Genomic DNA, 391 nt, shown 5'->3' with positions numbered 1-391 from the left:
ACCTGAAGTTAACATTGTTATAAATGTTCGCTTTTTACCTACAGCTCTTGTTAAAAACTTAAAAGATGTAGGACACTTCTGTAGGTTCTACTATGGTTAAGACAGTAATTCAATTGTTTATAACCGTAAATTTTTAATTGGGTATTGAATATTGAATATTGAATATTGGTTATTGAATTTTCGACCTTAAACCTTAAACCTTAAACCTTAAACCTTAAACCTTTTTAGTCTTGTAAAGCAAATACCCTTTTCAACAAGTCTGTGGTTCGGGAGGCGAAATTATTACGGATCTCCTTTTCTTCCACGGCGATCATGGTGAATACACCTTCCAAAGCCTGCTGAGTGACATAATCGGCAAGATCTGGGTTCACATCTGTAGATAAAGGCAGGG

General features: G+C 35.3%; 1 protein-coding gene. It reads right to left on the bottom strand.

All coding sequences use genetic code 11. From position 1 onward, the window contains the following. Positions 1 to 224: 224 nt before the first annotated feature. Positions 225 to 391, bottom strand: a 167-nt coding sequence (locus HC176_RS17275) for a DUF4197 family protein (protein ID WP_167920241.1), incomplete at its 5' end; no start/stop codon positions are given.

It is taken from the genome of Tamlana crocina (genome assembly GCF_012037625.1).
The sequence above is the reverse complement of the archived record's forward strand: the minus strand, read 5'-3'. Positions and strand labels throughout refer to the sequence as shown.